Genomic DNA, 15,711 nt, shown 5'->3' with positions numbered 1-15,711 from the left:
ACTTTCAGTCGCCGTAACATACCCTTTTGCGCCGGGGTGCAGCCACCGCATTATGCTTCCCGCAGGAAAAGCCGCAGCGACATAACCATCGCGGCCGCGACGAACATGATGCACCCCATCACCATCAGGCCCGCCGTGAACGAGCCGGTGTAGTCCTTGAGAAAGCCCATCAGGTATGGCCCGACAAAACCGCCAAAGGCACCAATCGAGTTAATCAGCGCAATACCACCGGCAGCGGCCTGGCCACGCAGGAACTTGCCCGGCAAGGTGTAGAAAATGGTCTTGCCGGCAATCGTCCCCACCAGCGCCAGGGTGATCCCGGCCAGGGCGGCCACCAATGTGTCCATCTGCAAGGCGACCAATAGCGCCAGGCCAGCCAGCAGCATGGCCACGGTCAGGTTGAAAATCCCCTTGCCGGTGCGGTCCACGTGTTTCGCCCAAACCAACAGGCCGATGGTTGCAAAAAAGTAGGGAATCGCCGCCACCCAGCCAATCATGCTGATCTCGACACCGTGGGCCTTGAGCATCTGCGGCAGCCAGATTCCAATGCCGTAGGAGCCCAGGGTAAAACTGAAGGTAATCGAGCTGAGGATCCACACCCGAGGGTCTTTCAGGGCAGCCTTGAAGCCGTGGCGGTGCTGGCCCTGGCTTTGCTCTTCAGCCAGCAAGCCGGTGAGCACGGCACGTTCCTGTGCCGACAGCCATTTGGCTTCGGAAGGCTGGTTGGTCAGCACTTTCAACGTGATCAGCCCGAGGATGCACGCCGGGACGCCCTCGATCAGAAACATCCATTGCCAGCCTGCCAAACCCCAGATGCCGTGCATTTGCAGGAGCCACACCGACAGCGGGCCGCCCACCAGGAACGAAATCGGCGTGGCCGCGGTAAACCATGCCAGCACCCGCGTGCGGTACTGCGCAGGAAACCACAGGGTCAGGAAAAAGATCACGCCGGGAAAGAACCCGGCCTCGGCCACACCCAGCACCAGGCGCATGGCGTAGAAGCTGTAGGGGCCGACGACCCAGGCGGTGGCAGCCGCCGCAATCCCCCAGGTAATCATGATGCGCGCCATCCACCGCCGGGCGCCAAAGCGGTACATCGCCAGGTTGCTCGGCACCTCACACAGGCAGTAGCCAACGAACATAATCCCCGCACCCAGGCCGAATTGCGTGGCGGTCAAACCCAGCTGTTCGGTCATTTGCAAGGCGGCGTAGCCAACGCTGGTGCGGTCCAGGTAGTTGAAAAAGTAAGCCAGGGCGAGCAGCGGGATCAGACGCCAGGCGGCCTTGTGCAGGACGCGGGTTTGCTCTGCATCCAGCACCACGGCGGTGATGGCTGGGGCGCCTGATGCAGGTGTCGTGACAATTGCCATGACGGGTTTCCTCGACATTATTGTTATTGGAATGGCGACAAAAGGACCTAGCGGACCACGCCACGAGCGCGCAAGGCGTCGACATCCCTGGCGGCATAACCCAGCTCTTCAAGCAACGCCTGCGAATGGCTGCCCAGTTGTGGCACGTTCAGGCGCGTATCGAAACGCCGGCCATTCATTTCAAACGGCAGCATCGGCACCTTCACTTCCTCGCCGTTATCCAGCGTCAGGTGCGCCAGGCCGCCGGAGGCATTCAGGTGCACATCGTCAAACAGATCCTGAGGCCGCTGGATCGGCGAGAACGGCAAGCCGGCCTGCTCGCACATGTCCATGATTTGCTGCTTGGGCAGCGTGGCCAGCCGCTCCCGCACCAGCGGCAGGATTCGCGAACGGGCATGCACACGCTGGGTGTTGCGCGCCAGTTCGGGGTCGCTGCCCAGTTGTTCAAAACCAAACGCCTGGCAGAAGCTCAGCCATTGGCTGTCACTCACCACGCCCATGAACACCTGCTCGTCATCCCGGGCGTTGAACACGTCATAGATCGCCCACGCTGAAAGACGGCTGGGCATCGGCGCTGCCGGCTGGCCGGTGGTCGCCATCTGCATCATGTGCTGGCCGACCAGGAACGCGGAGTTCTCGAACAGGCCGGTCTGCACAAACTGGCCCTCCCCGGTCGCCTTGCGTTGCCACAGTGCGGCCAGGATCGAGATGGCGCTGAACATCCCGCCCATCACGTCATTCACCGAAGCACCAGCGCGTAGCGGGCGGCCTTCGGGGCCGGTCATGTACGCGAGCCCGGACATCATCTGCACCACCTCATCCAGTGCAGTGCGGTGTTCGTAAGGGCCCGGCAAAAAGCCTTTCATGGAGCTGTAGATAACGTCGGGCTTGATCGCCTTGACCTGCTCAAAGCCCAGGCCGAGTTTTTCCATGGCGCCTGGACGAAAGTTTTCGGTGACCACGTCGGCGCTTTCGATCAGCTTGCGCACCGCCGCCATCCCTTCCTCGGTCTTGATGTCGACGGCGAAGCTTTTCTTGTTGCGGTTGTAGGTCATCCAGTAGCCGGCGCCCGAACCGGTCAACCGCCGGGTGTTGTCGCCAGCCGGCGTCGGTTCGACCTTGATCACTTCGGCACCAAGATCGGCCAGCACCAGCCCGCAGGTCGGGCCCATGACCATGTGCACAAACTCGACCACGCGGATGCCCGCCAATGGCAGCGCCTGGATCTTGTGATTCTGCGTGTTCATCGTACAGCCCCTGCGTAGTGGAAGTTCTTGCCCACGCCGGCATCCGGAATGAACCCGTAGAGCGGCTCGCCTGGCAGGCCTTTTTGCAGCCATTCACGTGCCGCCACCAGCTTGTCGATATCGACGCCGGTACGCAGGCCCATGGATTCGAGCAGGTAAACCAGGTCTTCGGTCACGATGTTGCCCGACGCGCCCGGCGCATATGGGCAGCCGCCAATCCCGCCCTGTGAGGCATCGAACGTGGTGACCCCCACATCGAGCGCCGCCAGCACATTCGCCAGCCCCTGGCCGCGGGTGTTATGGAAATGGGCACTGCCAGCCTTGGCGCCGATTTCGCTGTGCAAGCGGATAAACGCCCGGCGCACCTGAGCCGGGTTGGCATAGCCGACGGTGTCCGCCAGCCCTACCTCATCCACGCCCAGCTCGGCCATGCGCAGCGCCATGCGAATCACATCGTCCTCAGGCACTTCGCCCTGGATCGTGCAACCGAATACCGTCGACAACCCAGCCTCCACTTGCACCTTCGGGAAGTGTTCGTTGCGCAGGGCAATGACCTGGCGAACCTCCTCGAACACCTGTTGATGAGTCTTGCGGATATTGGCCAAGGAATGCGGCTCGCTGACGGAGATCGGCAGGGTGATTTTCTGCACGCCGGCGTCGAAAGCGGCCTGGGCGCCCTTGAGGTTCGGCACCAGCGCCGTGACAAACACGTCCCGGCGTTGACGCATATGCACCACTAAGTGCGCCGCATCGGCCATCTGCGGCAGCAGCTTGGGGGAGACGAATGAGCCTATCTCGATTTCCTTGAGGCCGGCGTCGGCCAAAGCCGTTAGCCACTGCAATTTCAGCGCGGTAGGCATCGTCGCGGCGACGCTTTGCAGGCCATCACGCGGGCCTACCTCGCTGATCAGAATGTCGATGTTTTTATTAGGGGTCATCACCAGGCCTTTAAAGGTCAATTCATACTTGTTCTATCTGACAGAACGATGTTCTGAAATAAATAATGAGCGCGTTAATTTTCACTGTCAACGTCCGAAAAGCGCCCAGCGCTTTTTACTTATATTTGGTTGATCAACGGGCAAGCCAATCCATTGCATTGATCTGATATGGCAAAAGACAGGGTTGACAGCCCAAGAAATAACCTCGACATTTGTTCTATTAGAAAGTACATCGTTCTATTCAGCAGAACAAAACAATAATGAGACAAGGCTTACCTCCTTTTCAGAGGTGCCTTGCCCGTTCCGTAGGAGTTGATCCTGTGAGCCTGTATGCCCCGCCTCGTGATTTGCCCACTCGCGTCTTCAGCACATTGCCGCAGGTTTTCTGCAAGGACGGAGACTCCGAGTGGGTGCACGCCAACAAACCCGGCCAGCGAGTGAAAAGCTTCCTCGAAGGACCGTCCTTCGATGTGCAGGGCAATCTCTATGTCACGGACATTCCCTACGGCCGGATCTTTCGCATCGACCCGCACGGCAACTGGACCCTGGTGGTGCAATACGACGGCTGGCCCAACGGCCTGAAGATCCATCGCGACGGGCGTATTTTCATTGCCGACTACAAGCACGGCATCCTGACCCTGGACCCTGCCAGTGGCGTCATCACACCGTTTCTGACTCACCACCGCAGCGAAGGCTTCAAGGGTGTGAACGACCTGTTCTTCGACGCTGGCGGCAAGCTCTACTTCACCGACCAGGGGCAGACCGGCCAACAGGATCCCACCGGTCGTGTATTCGCCTACGACCTGGAAAATCAGACGCTCACCTGCCTGATCAACAACGGCCCGAGCCCCAACGGCCTGGTCATGGACCTGGCGCAAAACGCGCTGTTCGTCGCCATGACCCGGGGCAACGCGGTGTGGCGCCTGCCGATCCAGCGCGACGGCGGCACAAGCAAAGTCGGGATCTTCACCGCACTGGCGGGCGGCGTGAGTGGCGCCGACGGCATGGCCCTCGACGCGCTCGGCAACCTCTACGTGTGCGATGCCGGCAATGCCTGCGTCTGGGTATTCGATCCCCACGCCGTACCGCTCTATCGCATCCGCAGCTGCACCGAGGGCCGCACCCTGACCAACCTGGCGTTCGGCGGCGAGGGCAACCGGCAACTGTTCATCACCGATTCGTCGACCGGCTCGATCCTGGTCGCCGACCTGGAGCACGCCGGCCAACCGATGTTTTCCCACCGCTGAATCCACCGGCACTGAACGCTGCGCGCAGCACGCAGGGACTTTGTTCGCCCTGAAAAAAGCCGGCAGTCACTTGCCTGCGCCCTATAAGACCAACAAGAAGGCACACCCATGTTGATATTCCTGAGCTACGCCATGATCGTCTGCTTCATGTACCTGATCATGAGCAAGCGCCTGTCACCGCTGGTGGCGCTGCTGCTGGTACCGATCGTCTTCGGCTGCCTGGCCGGCTTCGCCCCGCTACTGGGCGGCATGATGTACGACGGCCTGAAGATGCTCGCCCCCACCGGCATCATGCTGACGTTCGCGATCCTGTATTTCTGCCTGATGACCGACGCAGGCCTGTTCAACCCGCTGATCAAAGTGATCCTGCGCCTGGTCAAGGGCGACCCGCGCAAGATCGTGGTCGGTACCGCCGTACTTGGCCTGTGTGTAGGCCTGGATGGCGACGGCGCCACCACTTACATCATTGCGACCGCTGCGTTTTTGCCGCTGTACCGGCTGACCGGCATCCGCCTGCAAGTCATGGCCACCGTGCTGCTGATGTCGATTGGCGTGATGAATATCCTGCCGTGGGGTGGGCCGTTTTCCCGGGCGGCCAGTGCGATGCATGTGGACATCACCGAGCTGTTCGTGAGCATGGTACCGATCATGCTGGCCGGTGCAGTGTGGGTGTTGTTCGCCGCCTGGTGGCTGGGGCGCATGGAGTTCCGCCGCCTGGGCAAAGTGAGCATCAGCGAGGAAGAAGTGCTCAAGGGCTATGCGCACATCCGCCTGGGCGATCCGCGCTTTCTGTTCAACGTGGTGCTGACCATCGCCCTGATCACCTGCATGATGATCAGCCTGATGCCCTTGCCGATCCTGTTCATGATCGCCTTCGGCCTGGCCTGCCTGGTCAACTTCCCGTCCATCAAGCAGCAAAAGGAAGTCATCGCGCGGCATGCCGACAACGTGATGGCGGTGACCTTGCTGATCTTTGCCGCGGGGATTTTTGTCGGGATCATGGGCGGCACCGGCATGGTCAAGGCGATCTCCGACAACCTGATCGCGCTGCTGCCGCAACAGTCCGGGCCTTACCTGTCGGTGATCACCGCGCTGCTGAGCATGCCGTTCACCTATGTGCTGTCCAACGATGCATTCTATTTCGGCGTACTGCCCATCTGGGCACAGACCGCTGCCCACTACGGAATTGATGCGAAGGAAATGGCGATTGCCTCGCTGATCGGTCAGCCGGTGCACTTGCTCAGCCCGTTGGTGGCCTCGACGTACCTGCTGTGCGGCCTGCTGGACATCGACTACGGCGACAACCAGCGCGTCTCGCTGAAATGGACCGTGGGCACGGTGATGGTGATGTTGCTGGCGGCGATTGCGATAGGCGCGATCACCGTCGTCAACTGAGGAACGACTGTCGCGGGCGGGACAGTCCTGCGGCAGAGTCGATGCTTGTTAAGTCCAAAAAGTGAGTGCGGGCGATAGCCCGCCGTAACGTATCCCTATCTACAAGCTACTGCTACTTGAGTCTTTTCCAACATAATTACACTTTATATCATCGGGACCTATGCCATAAAGCTCCTTGAAAATCCGCTTAACTTCCTTCTTCATATCAGCGGGCGCGTGCTGCTCAGTCAACCATGAATAGTCATAATTAAACGGACGATCAGAAAACGTCCACTGCCTAGTCATATCATAGGTTATGCAAGAAGCGTAAAACTGACTATACGTCTCATGTATAATTTCGGGACTTTTCCCGGGAAAGTCTCTAACAAATATCCCATTATCGTCTTCTTTATCTGTGAACAGTGATAAATTTTTCAGCCACAACTGCTTATCCTTCTCTCTATCACTGCTTTTAGCCAGGTGGTAGCCAGCCCAGCAAAAAAACTGAGGTTCCTTAAACTTATCAACATTGAACGCTACAAAACTCGAAAAAACAACTCTCACCAGCATATTTTCCCTTGCAAACTTAAACTCCTCCCGTTCGGACAGAAGCTGCACAATATTCTCCTGCGTCAACGCCCAATCCGCTATCTGCTCTGATATTTCCAGCGGGTGATTATAATCACACAACGACGTTAACACACGGGCAGCCTCTATATACTCTTCACGAGTGTACCCCATTATAATCTCACTTAACGACTCCAATTCAAAAGCCGCAGCACCGCACAACATTACAAATCGATACTTCGGATCAGCATCATATATAAATCTATCAAAATCGACTATTTCAAAAGGCAGCCCCACCCCTGAATTTAGTGATATATCACAAATCAGAAGAAATATTGCGATCAGCGGATCCTCAACTGAAACTGGGCACTCACATCCAACCTTGCTGAGAAAGTATTCAAATGCCTTGCCATACACCCCCTTAAGGTATCCATCTTGAGCTGCTTCACCAAAGGTCGGACTCGATGCATGGCTCAAACATAAAAACTGAAGTTGAATTAACCTAGCCTGACCTTCAAGAATGTCCAGGCCAGTTATCTGATATAGTGCGACGGTTTTCTCCCGGTTCACTTCCCCTGACTTCTCATTGGCCAGTTCGGTAAAACCCTCATTCCAACTATCTATTCCTGGCAAATAATTGCCTTCGGGATCGAAGGTCGCCTTCAACAAGCCAACCACCAACTGATAGGCCATAGAAAAAGAGTGGTCAACCGATAAGAAATAAGGATCTCCGAGTATCTCCCTTATATTTTCAGGCTGAATAACAAGCGCCCTGAAAAATTCAAAATCTTTAGCATTATTAATGACAATGTTTGCATGCTTAATATCATCATCCAGACCATTGCCGGGCGTAAACCCTCGCTCAGACCATGACCTTATTGATTTACTGACTTCTCTGGACTTTGCCAAATGAAGTAAAGACTTTATACTTTCATGTGTTTGCGCGGGGTACCCAAGACTAAGAATCAACCCTACCGTTGACCCAACATGCTGCCACCAATGAACATTCTCATGAATAAACGTAGCATAGGCGGATATCTCTTCATATGTTATCTCTTGCCCCTCTGTCTTGCTCGTAATGCTATCAACCAGCCCATGCACAACTGGGCTGAGCCTTAAGACAAACTGAGCTGAATGATAGAGCCCACGCTCATTATAACAAGCAAAAAATGTATTTGGAGCATATAACTGCTGCGGCTCTAACGCGTTAAACAACTTATCACAAAAAACATATCCATCCGACATTACACTAATCCCTTAAAACATTATTCACCATGGAGCTTGCTAATAACTGGATCGCCACAGTTACACCATAAATGGAATGCATTGTTTTGCTGCCATTCCTCTGCGCGAATATCACACGATGCAGATTGTATTGTAGCCAAATAATGGCCATTAGACATCAGTACATACCGGTCGCCTGCCGATACTGGCGCGGCGTAAACCCGGTCAACGCCTTGAACTGCCGGGTAAACGCACTGTGATCGGTATACCCACACTGCAACGCCACCTCAGTGATCGGCAGCTCGGTATGCAGCAGCCGGTGCGCATGTTCCAGGCGTACCTTCTGGATCATCTGGCGCGGTGTAAGGTGGAACACGCGCTTGCAGTAGCGCTCCAGCTGCGCCACGGAAATCCCGGCAATCCGCGTCAACTCACCCAACGTGACCCGCCGATTGAAATGCGCCCGGATGTGCTCGTCCACCGCCGCCAGCCGTTGATAGGCCGGGTGGGTTTCGCTGGCGGTTTGCAGGTCGACCGAGATGCCCGCCAGGCCGATGATTGCAGCGTCGCGGCTGTACAGCGGCCATTTGTGGGTCAGGCACCAACCCGGCTCGCGGGTACCGTAGAGGTGCAGTTCCAACTGGTCTTCGAGGACAAATCCCTGCTCCAGCACCCGCCGATCCTGCTCGGTATAGCCGGGCCCCAACTGCGCGGGAAATACCTCGGCGCTGGTTTTTCCCAACAGCGGTTGCAAGTCCTTCAAGCCGCACCGCTGCACCAGGGTGCGGTTGGCCAATACGTAGCGCGCCTGCACGTCCTTGATAAAGATCGCGGCATTGGGAATCACGTCCAGCATCGGCAACAGCAACCCCACGCCGGCCAGTAATTCTTCGATGGTCTGTGGACGATTCGACTCGCTCCCTTGGCATAGGGTCGCGAACGCGCTCTGCATCATGACGCTCTCTCCTGCATTTTACGGACAGGCCAGGCGCCCGGCGGGCGGTGCCTGGCGAGCAGATTGCCGCATGGCGGTGGCCCTGTCGAGCACTCGCAATTGTGCTGATTTCGTCATCGCAGCCTGCGCAAAACATCAATCGCGGCGCCGTTGATGGGTTCACTGTATGGCCACTGCATGCCTATCCAATAACCCACAAGAAGGCGCCGCCATGTCAGCCCAAGGCAAGTTCAAGAAACAGCTTTCATTGATCGACCTCACCTTTATCGGACTGGGAGCGATCTTCGGTTCGGGCTGGCTGTTCGCGGCCAGTCACGTCTCCGCCATCGCCGGGCCGGCGGGGATTTTTTCCTGGTTGCTGGGCGGCTTCGCCGTGTTGCTGCTGGGCATTGTGTACTGCGAACTGGGGGCGGCATTGCCCCGCGCCGGCGGCGTGGTGCGCTACCCGGTCTATTCCCACGGCCCGCTGCTGGGCTACCTGATGGGCTTTATCACGCTGATCGCGTTTTCAAGCCTGGTGGCAATTGAAGTGGTCGCCTCGCGCCAATACGCTGCGGCGTGGTTTCCCGAGTTGACGCAGGCGGGTTCCAGCAACCCCACCGTCCTCGGCTGGTTCGTGCAGTTTGCGCTGCTCTCGCTGTTTTTCGCCCTCAACTACCGCAGCGTGAAGACCTTCGCCATGGCCAATAACCTGGTCAGCGTGTTCAAGTTCATCGTGCCGCTGCTGGTGATCGGCGTGCTGTTCACCTTTTTCAAGCCGGAGAATTTCCACGCCCAGGGCTTCGCGCCGTTCGGCCTGTCGGGGATTGAAATGGCCGTGTCTGCCGGCGGGGTGATTTTCGCCTACCTGGGTCTGACGCCGATCATCTCGGTGGCCAGCGAAGTGAAGAACCCGCAACGCACCATTCCAATTGCACTGATCCTGTCGGTGCTGCTCTCCACTGCAATCTACGTGCTGTTGCAGACCGCTTTCCTCGGCGGCATCCCCACCGAAATGCTCGCCAACGGCTGGGCCGGCGTCGCCAAGGAACTGGCCCTGCCGTACCGCGACATCGCGCTCGCCCTGGGCGTGGGCTGGCTGGCGTACCTGGTGGTCGCCGACGCCGTGATCTCCCCCAGCGGCTGCGGCAATATCTACATGAACGCCACGCCACGGGTGATCTACGGCTGGGCGCAAACCGGAACCTTCTTCAAGATCTTCACCCGCATCGACGAAAAGTCCGGCATCCCGCGCCCGGCGCTGTGGCTGACCTTTGGCCTGTCGGTGTTCTGGACGCTGCCCTTCCCGTCGTGGGAGGCGCTGATCAACGTGGTGTCCGCCGCGCTGGTGTTGAGCTACGCCGTGGCGCCGGTATCCGTGGCCGCCCTGCGCCGCAATGCGCCTGACCTGCCGCGCCCGTTCCGGGTCAAGTGGATGGGCCTGCTCGGCCCGCTGTCGTTCATCATCGCCGCGCTGATCGTCTACTGGTCCGGCTGGAGCACCGTGTCGTGGCTGCTCGGCCTGCAAATCCTGATGTTCGTGGTGTACCTGCTGTGCGGGCGCTTTGTGCCGACCCTGCACCTGAGCCTGGGCCGCCAGGTTCGCTCCTCCGCCTGGCTGATCGGCTTCTACGCCGTGACCATCATCCTGTCGAAGCTCGGCAGCTTCGGTGGCCTGGGCATCCTCAGCCACCCGTTCGACACCGTGGTCGTCGCCGCTTGCGCGCTGGGGATTTATTACTGGGGCGCGGCCACCGGCGTGCCGGCGCACCTGGTTCGCCTGGAAACCGAAGACGACGAAAGCGAAGCCCCTGAGCCCGACATCGGCCGAGTGCAGCTTGCTTCCTGAGCCTCAGCCAACCACTGGATGGATTGTTCTATGAAACGAGTGCACATCATTGATTCCCACACCGGCGGCGAACCCACGCGCCTGGTGATGACGGGGTTTCCCACGCTGGCCGGCGAGACCATGGTCGACAAGCTCGACGACCTGCGCACCCGGCATGACCAATGGCGCAGGGCGTGCCTGCTGGAGCCCCGTGGCAACGATGTACTGGTGGGCGCGCTGTATTGCGCGCCGGTCTCGGCCGATGCCACCTGCGGCGTGATTTTCTTCAATAACGCCGGCTACCTCGGCATGTGCGGCCACGGCACCATCGGCCTGGTTGCCTCGCTGCATCACCTGGGGCAGATCGCGCCGGGGGTGCACAAGATCGACACGCCGGTCGGCCCGGTCAGCGCCACGTTGCACGCCAACGGCGCGGTCACGTTGCGCAATGTGCCCGCCTATCGCTATCGCCAGCATGTCTCGGTGCAAGTGCCTGGACATGGCTTGGTCTACGGCGATATCGCCTGGGGCGGCAATTGGTTCTTCCTGGTTTCCGATCATGGCCAAGCGCTGGAAATGAACAACGTCGAAGCACTGACCGACTACACCTGGACAATGCTCAAGGCCCTCGAAGCCCAGGGCATCCACGGCGAAGACGGTGCCCTGATCGACCATATCGAACTGTTCGCCGACGACCCCCAGGCCGACAGCCGCAACTTTGTCATGTGCCCAGGCAAGGCCTACGACCGCTCGCCCTGCGGCACCGGCACCAGCGCCAAGCTCGCATGCCTGGCGGCCGACGGGAAACTCGCCGCCGGTGAGCCGTGGATACAAGCCAGCATCACCGGCAGCCAATTCGAAGGCAGCTATGAATGGGAGGGCGAACGTGTGCGCCCTTCCATCACCGGCCGCGCCTACATGACCGCCGACAGCACCTTGCTGATCGACGAACAGGACCCCTTCGCGTGGGGCATCTGAACCGCCCCCGCCCCTTCAATCAAACTGGAGCTGAAACAATGAATACCACTATCTTCACCGGTTGCATCCCTGCATTGATGACGCCGTGCACCGCCCAGCGCAAACCGGACTTTGACGCACTGGTCGCCAAGGGCCGCGAACTGATCGATATCGGCATGAGCGCGGTGGTGTACTGCGGCTCCATGGGCGACTGGCCGTTGCTGACCGAGGCCGAGCGCCAGGAAGGCGTGGCGCGCCTGGTGGCCGCCGGTGTGCCGACCATCGTCGGCACCGGCGCGGTCAACAGCCGTGAAGCCGTGGCCCATGCAGCGCATGCGGCGAAGGTCGGCGCCCATGGTTTGATGGTCATCCCGCGGGTGCTGTCCCGTGGCGCATCGGCGACGGCGCAAAAGGATCACTTTGCAGCCATCCTCAAGGCGGCGCCAAACCTGCCGGCGGTGATCTACAACAGCCCTTACTACGGCTTCGCCACCCGCGCCGACCTGTTCTTCGAACTGCGTCGCGAGTACCCGAACCTGATCGGCTTCAAGGAATTCGGCGGTGCTGCAGACCTGCGCTACGCGGCCGAACACATCACCTCCAAGGACGATGACGTGACCTTGATGGTCGGCGTGGATACCCAAGTGGTGCACGGCTTCGTCAACTGCAACGCCACCGGCGCAATCACCGGCATCGGCAATGCACTGCCACGGGAAGTCCTGCAACTGGTGGCCTTGAGCAAGAAAGCCGCCAAGGGCGACGCCACTGCACGTCGCCAGGCGCGGGAGTTGGAGTCGGCGCTGGCGGTGCTGTCGTCCTTCGACGAAGGCTGCGATCTGGTGCTGTTCTACAAACATCTGATGGTGCTCAACGGCGACAAGGAATACACCCTGCACTTCAACGACACCGATGCCCTCAGCGATGCCCAGCGTCGTTATGCAGAGAACCAGTACGCGCTGTTCCGCCAGTGGTACGCCAACTGGTCGGCCGAGCAGAACGTCGTTTAACACTATTCAAGGCAGCAAAGATCAAATGTGGGAGCTGTCGAGCTCCGGCGAGGCTGCGATGGGATCACTGCGGTGTACCTGCCAGACCGCAGCGCCTGCATCGCAGCCTCGCTGGGGCTCGACAGCTCCCACAGTGGATTCTCTTCGCCAAGCCCATCTTTACTTTCCAGGACTACGCCATGACTCTGACGGGCACCATGCTGATTGGTCAGCACTCCATTCCAGGCAGCCGCGAGGCCATCCGGGCGATCAATCCTGCCACCAACCTTGCGTTGGAACCCGCCTACGCCGGCGGCACCGCCGAACATGTCGAACACGCCTGTGCGTTGGCCTGGAGCGCCTTCGATAACTATCGCGAAACGCCGTTGGCGGCTCGCGCCGAATTCCTTGAAACCATCGCCAACGAAATCGAAGCCCTGGGCGATGAACTGATTGAACGGGCGATGGCCGAGACCGGCCTGCCCCGCCCACGCATCCAGGGCGAACGCGGGCGCACCTGCCAGCAATTGCGCACCTTTGCCCGCACCGTGCGCGCGGGTGAATGGCTGGATGTGCGGGTGGATACTGCACAACCGGACCGCCAGCCGCTGCCTCGCTCGGACCTGCGTCAACGCCACGTACCGCTGGGGCCGGTGGCCGTGTTCGGCGCGAGCAATTTTCCGCTGGCATTCTCGGTGGCGGGCGGTGATACAGCGTCGGCACTGGCGGCCGGTTGCCCGGTGATCGTGAAGGCACACGGCGCGCATCCTGGCACCAGCGAACTGGTGGGCCGCGCGGTGGCCCGGGCCGTTCAGCAATGTGGCCTGCCTGAGGGTGTGTTTTCGCTGTTGTATGGCTCGGGCCGCGAGGTCGGTATCGCGCTGGTGTGCGATCCGCGCATCAAGGCCGTGGGTTTCACCGGCTCGCGCAGCGGCGGTATTGCCTTGTGCCAGGCGGCCCAGGCGCGCCCCGAGCCGATCCCGGTGTATGCAGAGATGAGTTCGATCAATCCGGTCTACCTGTTTCCCGCTGCGTTGAGCGCACGCGGTGAAGCATTGGCACGAGGTTTTGTCGCGTCCCTGACCCAGGGTGCCGGCCAGTTCTGCACCAACCCCGGGCTGGTGATTGCCGTTGCAGGGCAAGCGCTGGACCACTTCGTCGGCACGGCTGCCAACCTGCTTCAACACAGCACTGCCCAGACCATGCTGACACCGGGGATCTTCAAGGCTTACGAAGACGGCGTCAGCGCCCTGACCCGGCATGCTCAGTTCGCAGGTACCGGTCTGCCGGCAGAAGGGCCGAACCAGGGACAGGCCCATTTGTTCGTGACCCAGGCCCGGGACTTTCTCGCCAATCACAGCCTGCAAGCCGAGATATTCGGCGCCGCGTCATTGATCGTGCAATGTGCCAACGTCGATGAGGTCCGCCGGGTCAGCGAACACCTGGAGGGCCAACTGACCGCCACACTGCATCTGGATGACGACGACCTGGCAACTGCCCGCGCGCTGCTGCCGACCCTGGAACGCAAGGCCGGCCGCCTTCTGGTCAACGGCTGGCCGACCGGCGTTGAAGTGTGTGATGCGATGGTGCACGGAGGACCATTCCCGGCCACCTCGGACTCACGCACCACCTCGGTGGGCACCGCCGCGATCCTGCGATTCCTGCGGCCGGTGTGCTACCAGGATTTCCCGGATAGCTTGCTGCCGACGGCCCTGCAACACGGCAACCCATTGCTGCTGCGGCGCTTGCTCGACGGTCAGAGGGAAGCCTAGAACATGTCCGATAACGTCATGCCAGACGTCGCCGTAGTGGGCGCCGGCATCATCGGCGTCGCCTGCGCGCTGCAACTGGCGCGCCAGGGCCGGCGGGTGGTCATCATCGATCAGCAGGAACCTGGCCACGGCGCCTCGTTCGGCAATGCCGGCCACCTGGCGACCGAGCAAGTGTTCCCCATCGCGGATGCGTCGATCCTGACGCGTTTGCCCGCCATGCTCATGGACCCGATGGGCCCGCTGCGCCTGGACTGGAAATACCTGCCGCGTGCACTGCCGTGGTTTACCCGGCTGCTGCTGAACCTGCGCCCGGCGCCCTTCCAGCGCACCGTCGCCGGGATCCGCGCGCTCAATGAAGGCAGCCTGGGCGCCTGGCACCGGCTGCTGGGCAGCATCGAGCGCCCGCACCTGATGCGCGAAGACGGCTCGTTGCTGGTCTTCGAGCGCGCCGAGTCGCGACAGGCCATTGATGCATTGCAGGCACGCATGAGTCAGCAGGAAGTGCCGGTGGACCACTGGCACGCGAGCGTGGTGCAGGACGCGGCGCCACAACTCAGCAAAGGGATTCAGGGCGGGTTGTTTTTTCCACGCACCGGGCATTTTCTCGATCCCTATGGGGTGGTTTGCGAGCTGATGGAGGCGGCCAAAGCCAGCGGGGTGCAATTTCTCAAGCGTCAGGTCGTGGGCGGGAAGCTGGACGAGCACGGTGTTTCATTGCGGACCGACCAAGGCATCGTGGCCGCGTGCCAGGTGTTGATCGCATGCGGTGCGCACTCAGCCAGCCTGACCGGCGCACTGACTGGCAAAAAGGTCCCGCTGGATACAGAGCGCGGCTATCACCTGATGTTGCCCCATGAGCATGGACGGTTGCCGTTTGCGGTCACGTCATTGGAGCGCAAGTTCATCATGACGCCCATGGACGGCGGATTGCGGCTGGCAGGTACCGTGGAGTTCGCCGGCCTTGATCGCCCACCGAACATGGAACGCGCGTGGCAGTTGCATCGACTGAGCCAGGGGCTGTTTCGTCGTGACTTGAGTACCGAGGACGCGACGCCGTGGATGGGGTTTCGCCCTTCCCTGCCGGACTCGCTGCCGATTATCGACAAGGTGTGCAAGGGCAAGGTGCTGCTTGCCTTTGGGCATCAGCATCTGGGCCTGACGCAGGCTGCGGTGACGGCGGAGTTGATTGCACGGCTGGCATCGCCTGCGGCCGCGTCCAACGGGCTGCCGGCGCTTGAGCCCTACCGGCTGGATCGTTTCTGAGATC

General features: G+C 60.1%; 12 protein-coding genes. 7 read left to right on the top strand and 5 right to left on the bottom strand.

Annotated features, from left to right (window positions below; all coding sequences use genetic code 11):
• Positions 1–50: 50 nt before the first annotated feature.
• The 3 genes from V6607_RS10840 to V6607_RS10830 are packed head-to-tail and all read right to left on the bottom strand — an operon-like array spanning position 51 to position 3,555.
• A complete protein-coding gene (locus tag V6607_RS10840; RefSeq protein WP_003219994.1) occupies positions 51–1,370 on the bottom strand; it encodes an MFS transporter in 1,320 nt (439 codons plus the stop codon).
• A 47-nt stretch (positions 1,371–1,417) separates the two neighbouring features.
• Positions 1,418–2,617, bottom strand: coding sequence for a CaiB/BaiF CoA-transferase family protein (locus V6607_RS10835; protein WP_134326085.1), 1,200 nt, complete (start codon positions 2,615–2,617; stop codon positions 1,418–1,420).
• A complete protein-coding gene (locus V6607_RS10830; RefSeq protein WP_023659009.1) occupies positions 2,614–3,555 on the bottom strand; it encodes a hydroxymethylglutaryl-CoA lyase in 942 nt (313 codons plus the stop codon). Before V6607_RS10830 ends, V6607_RS10835 begins: the two co-directional genes overlap by 4 nt.
• A gap of 320 nt (positions 3,556–3,875) precedes the next feature.
• Here V6607_RS10830 and V6607_RS10825 point away from each other — a divergent pair, with 320 nt between their 5' ends.
• Complete coding sequence (locus tag V6607_RS10825; RefSeq protein ID WP_003219997.1) at positions 3,876–4,802, top strand: SMP-30/gluconolactonase/LRE family protein; 927 nt, start codon at positions 3,876–3,878, stop codon at positions 4,800–4,802.
• A 108-nt stretch (positions 4,803–4,910) separates the two neighbouring features.
• Positions 4,911–6,197 carry a citrate:proton symporter gene (locus V6607_RS10820; RefSeq protein ID WP_134326084.1) on the top strand — a complete coding sequence of 429 codons (1,287 nt, stop codon included), beginning with the start codon at positions 4,911–4,913 and terminating at the stop codon, positions 6,195–6,197.
• A gap of 99 nt (positions 6,198–6,296) precedes the next feature.
• Here the strand turns inward: V6607_RS10820 and V6607_RS10815 are convergent, their stop codons facing one another.
• The gene (locus V6607_RS10815) at positions 6,297–7,988 is read right to left on the bottom strand and encodes a hypothetical protein (protein WP_102605123.1); all 1,692 of its coding nucleotides are present in this window, start codon (positions 7,986–7,988) and stop codon (positions 6,297–6,299) included.
• A gap of 157 nt (positions 7,989–8,145) precedes the next feature.
• Entirely contained in the window at positions 8,146–8,922 is a 777-nt protein-coding gene (locus V6607_RS10810) for an AraC family transcriptional regulator (protein WP_173883040.1), read from the bottom strand.
• A gap of 211 nt (positions 8,923–9,133) precedes the next feature.
• Between V6607_RS10810 and V6607_RS10805 the strand changes: the two genes are divergently transcribed.
• From V6607_RS10805 to V6607_RS10785, 5 genes are all read left to right on the top strand, one after another.
• Complete coding sequence (locus tag V6607_RS10805; protein ID WP_134326083.1) at positions 9,134–10,750, top strand: APC family permease; 1,617 nt, start codon at positions 9,134–9,136, stop codon at positions 10,748–10,750.
• A gap of 30 nt (positions 10,751–10,780) precedes the next feature.
• A complete protein-coding gene (locus V6607_RS10800) occupies positions 10,781–11,707 on the top strand; it encodes a 4-hydroxyproline epimerase (protein WP_134326082.1) in 927 nt (308 codons plus the stop codon).
• A 38-nt stretch (positions 11,708–11,745) separates the two neighbouring features.
• On the top strand, positions 11,746–12,693 hold the full coding sequence (locus V6607_RS10795; RefSeq protein ID WP_102605126.1) for a dihydrodipicolinate synthase family protein: 948 nt from the start codon (positions 11,746–11,748) through the stop codon (positions 12,691–12,693).
• A 179-nt stretch (positions 12,694–12,872) separates the two neighbouring features.
• A complete protein-coding gene (locus tag V6607_RS10790) occupies positions 12,873–14,444 on the top strand; it encodes an aldehyde dehydrogenase (NADP(+)) (RefSeq protein WP_134326081.1) in 1,572 nt (523 codons plus the stop codon).
• A gap of 3 nt (positions 14,445–14,447) precedes the next feature.
• Positions 14,448–15,707, top strand: a complete 1,260-nt coding sequence (locus V6607_RS10785; protein ID WP_134326080.1) for an FAD-dependent oxidoreductase — start codon at positions 14,448–14,450, stop codon at positions 15,705–15,707.
• Positions 15,708–15,711 lie beyond the last annotated feature (4 nt).

Origin of the sequence: Pseudomonas sp. KK18 (assembly GCF_037094675.1) — a bacterium.
Lineage (GTDB): Bacteria > Pseudomonadota > Gammaproteobacteria > Pseudomonadales > Pseudomonadaceae > Aquipseudomonas.
Note: the sequence above shows the minus strand (reverse complement) of the source record. Positions and strands in the feature narration are given on the sequence as shown.

What these genes read in the sequence shown, in the direction of transcription:
- V6607_RS10840 (WP_003219994.1), bottom strand. Translation starts at nt 1,370, where the DNA reads ATGGCAATTGTCACGACACCTGCATCAGGCGCCCCAGCCATCACCGCC.
- V6607_RS10790 (WP_134326081.1), top strand. Translation starts at nt 12,873, where the DNA reads ATGACTCTGACGGGCACCATGCTGATTGGTCAGCACTCCATTCCAGGC.
- V6607_RS10815 (WP_102605123.1), bottom strand. Translation starts at nt 7,988, where the DNA reads ATGTCGGATGGATATGTTTTTTGTGATAAGTTGTTTAACGCGTTAGAG.
- V6607_RS10810 (WP_173883040.1), bottom strand. Translation starts at nt 8,922, where the DNA reads ATGATGCAGAGCGCGTTCGCGACCCTATGCCAAGGGAGCGAGTCGAAT.
- V6607_RS10795 (WP_102605126.1), top strand. Translation starts at nt 11,746, where the DNA reads ATGAATACCACTATCTTCACCGGTTGCATCCCTGCATTGATGACGCCG.
- V6607_RS10785 (WP_134326080.1), top strand. Translation starts at nt 14,448, where the DNA reads ATGTCCGATAACGTCATGCCAGACGTCGCCGTAGTGGGCGCCGGCATC.
- V6607_RS10830 (WP_023659009.1), bottom strand. Translation starts at nt 3,555, where the DNA reads ATGACCCCTAATAAAAACATCGACATTCTGATCAGCGAGGTAGGCCCG.
- V6607_RS10805 (WP_134326083.1), top strand. Translation starts at nt 9,134, where the DNA reads ATGTCAGCCCAAGGCAAGTTCAAGAAACAGCTTTCATTGATCGACCTC.
- V6607_RS10835 (WP_134326085.1), bottom strand. Translation starts at nt 2,617, where the DNA reads ATGAACACGCAGAATCACAAGATCCAGGCGCTGCCATTGGCGGGCATC.
- V6607_RS10800 (WP_134326082.1), top strand. Translation starts at nt 10,781, where the DNA reads ATGAAACGAGTGCACATCATTGATTCCCACACCGGCGGCGAACCCACG.
- V6607_RS10820 (WP_134326084.1), top strand. Translation starts at nt 4,911, where the DNA reads ATGTTGATATTCCTGAGCTACGCCATGATCGTCTGCTTCATGTACCTG.